Below are 3,748 nucleotides of genomic sequence, written 5' to 3'. Positions count from 1 at the left end.
ATAATAATTGAAATAAAACAAATTATGGTCTCTGTTTACTTTGATGAATAGTAATTATATTCCCTTGATTTGAAATAGATATCAAGCAATAAATATATCATATGAAAAAAAACATTAAACTTTTTTGGTTTATAGTACTCTTAGCAAATATTTCATACTCGCAAAGCTTTCCCAACATCAAAGTAGAAAAAGATAGTTTAGGATTAAGGAACCTTGAAATAAAGGTAGAAGTTATCGGAAACATGGCTACAACCACATACGATATGATATTTTATAATCCATATGACAGGGTTTTGGAAGGAGAATTATCGTTCCCATTGGGTCAAAATCAAAGTGTATCTCGATTTGCACTAGATTTAAATGGAGAGCTTCGAGAGTCTGTTGTTGTGGAAAAGGAAATAGGTAGAGTTGCATTTGAAACTACAATAAGGCAAAATATTGACCCAGCATTGCTGGAGCAAACAAAAGGAAACAATTACAAAGCAAGAATATATCCTATTCCAGCCAAAGGGACCAAAAGAGTTGTTTTAAGTTATGAGCAGGAGCTTATATTAAACAACGATAGTCATTACTTCCAGCTTCCACTGTATTTCAAAGAAAGATTAGACAATTTTAAACTTGAAATGGTTGTCTACGAACAAACCATAAAGCCCTTTATTGAACAGGGAGGGTTTGAAAACTTTAATTTTGATTCTTGGCAACAAAGTTATATTGCTAAAACTTCCAAAGAAAATTATACACCAAACAAGTCCTTAATTATTAAAATACCAATTGATATTGAAAAGGAAAAAATAATAGCATCCGAAGATTATTTCTATATCTATAAGGTTTTAGAACCAAGTAAAAAGTCCAAAAGAAAACCTAAAAACATTGAACTTTATTGGGATTCATCGTATTCTATGAGAAGCAGAGATATTAAGACTGAATTGGCCTTATTAGATACTTTTTTCGAATACTTGCAAAATGTAAATGTGACTCTTATAGATTTTAGTAATACCGTAAAATCAAAAGAAAAATTCATCGTTAAAAAAGGTGATTGGACCCAGATAAAACTTGAATTAGAAGATACAAACTATGATGGTGGTACTTCCTATAAAAACATCCTGTCTACTAATAACAAAACTGATACATACTTATTGTTTACGGATGGTTTAGATAATCTTGGAAAGTTTAATAACACTTTCAAAAAACCAGTTTATGTTGTTAATAGTCTAGTTACATCTAACCATAATTATTTGGACCAAATATGTACATCTTCTGGTGGCAACTATATTAATCTAAATAATGTGAGTAAAGACCAAGCAGTTAATTTATTAAAATATGATACTTATCGTTTTTTAGGAACAAGTCAAACTTCGGAAAAAAAGATTGAAATATATCCTAATTATATTGCTACTCTGAAAAATGATTTTTCAATTTCTGGCAAGAACTTTAACGATGGTGACAAGGTATTAATGCATTTTGGCTATGGCAATGTGACCTCTGAGACAATTGAATATGTTTTGAATTCGAGCAACACGGAGAACGAACAAATTAAAAGAATATGGGCACAAAAGAAACTTAGCTCATTAATCATAGAGAAAGAGAAGAATAAAAAACTAATAATTGATTTGAGTAAAGATTATCAATTAATTTCTCCCTATACTTCATTGATAGTACTTGATAGAGTTGAAGATTATGTTCGCTATGAGATAACGCCTCCCAAAGAATTACAAGAAGAATATAATCGTTTGGTATCGGAACATAGAAATGATAAAGACTCTAGGAAAGAACAATTGAGAGCACTTAAAGAAGGAATATCTGAAGAATATGAAGATTTATCTAAATGGTGGGGAAACAAATTTGAGTTTAAAAAAGAAACAAAAAAAGGAATTAATCCCACTGATATAGAGAACCAAACTCAAAACAATAATATAGGGAATAATAACTCTCAAGAGACTAACTATAATATCAGTAATAATATTTCAATTGACCATTCTAGGCCAATAATTAAAGGAACAGTAACGGAACTTGAAGGACCACCACTGCCTGGAGTTAATATAGTAATCAAAGGAACTTCAACTGGTACAGTTACAGATTTCGATGGTAATTATGCTCTGAATGCATACATAGGTGATATAATCACATACAATTTTTTGGGTATGATAACTATAGAAAAAACTGTCAGCAGTAATAATATAATTGATTTAGAAATGACTTCTGATGAAAACTCCTTAGAGGAGGTGGTTGTAGTTGGCTATGGTTCTATAAATGATCAACTATCTGGCAGAATTGCTGGGGTTCAAATTGTACAAGATTCAGAAGTAATTGAAAGTGATGAAGTAAGTCTAAATATTCGTGGAGTTAGTAGTTTAGGAGCAAATAGTACCCCATTATATATTGTAGACGGAATAGCTGTAGACAAAAAACCAGAGTTGGACGCTGATAATATTGAAGGTATATATGTAGTAAAGGCAGAACAAGCAACAGCACTTTATGGTTCAAGAGCTTCGTCTGGAGTTGTAATTATAAAGACAAAACAAGGGTCTGAAGAGCATTTTGAACGGATACAAGAGCTTGAAGAAAGAATTGATGATACAATTGAATTGAAGGCTTGGAGTGCTGATTCACCTTATCTCAAAGAATTAAACAAAACAAAGTCAACAGAGCAAGCTTATGAATCTTATTTAAAGCTTCGTGATACTTATAAAAATCTGCCAGCTTTTTATATAGATGTTGCCGATTTTTTTGAAAAAATAAAGGAATCTGAAATTGCTATTCAAATACTTACCAATATCGCTGAAATAGATATTGATAATTATGAATTATTAAGAGCTATGGCCTATAAATTAGAATACTTTAAGGAATATGAAATGGCCATTTATATGTATGAAGAGATTTTAGATTTAAGACCAGAAGATATTCAATCTTACAGGGATTTGGCACTTTCATATCAAGAAATTGGTGAATATCAAAAGGCGTTGGATTTATTTTATAAAATTGTCAATGGTGAACTTTTGGAAAAGGATATGGCAAGAAGGTTTGAAGGAATAGAGGCCATTGCATTTGTTGAAATGAATAATTTGATAAATAAATATCATGAGCAATTAAATTTGAATGCAGTTGATAAAAAGTATATCAAAAATACCAATGTAGACTTAAGAGTTGTGATAGATTGGAATCACAACGATACTGATATTGACCTTTGGATTCTTGACCCAAACAAAGAAAAATGTTCTTATGAACATATTAAAACTAAAATTGGAGGTAGATTATCTACTGATATGACGGAAGGATTTGGTCCTGAAGAGTTTTTACTTAAAAATGCTGTGAAAGGTGAATACAAATTTTTTATAGATTATTATTCAGATGAAGTACAGAAAATATCTGGCCCCACTTTCCTTAAAATTACAATTTTTAATAACTATGGTAATAAAAATGAATCTAAAAAAACTAATGTTTATCGTTTAGATAGCGAAGATGATGAAATTGAAATAGGTCGTTTAGAAATTAAAAAATGATGGCTGGTATTGTTATAGAATTAACAAAAACTACTCAAGAGAACATCAAAGTTCAAAGAAATTTAAGGTTTTGAAAGAATAATAGTAATTATTGGATTCAATGAGATTTAAGAATTTGAATAATAAAACTACTGCCTACACCGTGTATAATTAATGGCTAGTCCTCGCCTACTTAGGAAAATCCTCGCAGATCTTCTATTCGGTTTTTATTTACTAAATTAGGTTCTTAAAAACGCAACTTTCCTTAT

Annotated in this window: 1 protein-coding gene; it reads left to right on the top strand. The window is 30.3% G+C overall.

Annotated features, from left to right (window positions below):
- Nucleotides 1-101 precede the first annotated feature (101 nt).
- Nucleotides 102-3,500 (top strand): VIT domain-containing protein, encoded by a 3,399-nt coding sequence (locus tag CXF67_RS08630; protein ID WP_102088392.1) that lies wholly within the window; start codon nucleotides 102-104, stop codon nucleotides 3,498-3,500.
- Nucleotides 3,501-3,748 lie beyond the last annotated feature (248 nt).

The sequence above is a fragment of the Psychroflexus sp. MES1-P1E genome (assembly GCF_002836055.1).
Lineage (GTDB): Bacteria > Bacteroidota > Bacteroidia > Flavobacteriales > Flavobacteriaceae > Psychroflexus.
The sequence above is the reverse complement of the archived record's forward strand: the minus strand, read 5'-3'. Positions and strand labels throughout refer to the sequence as shown.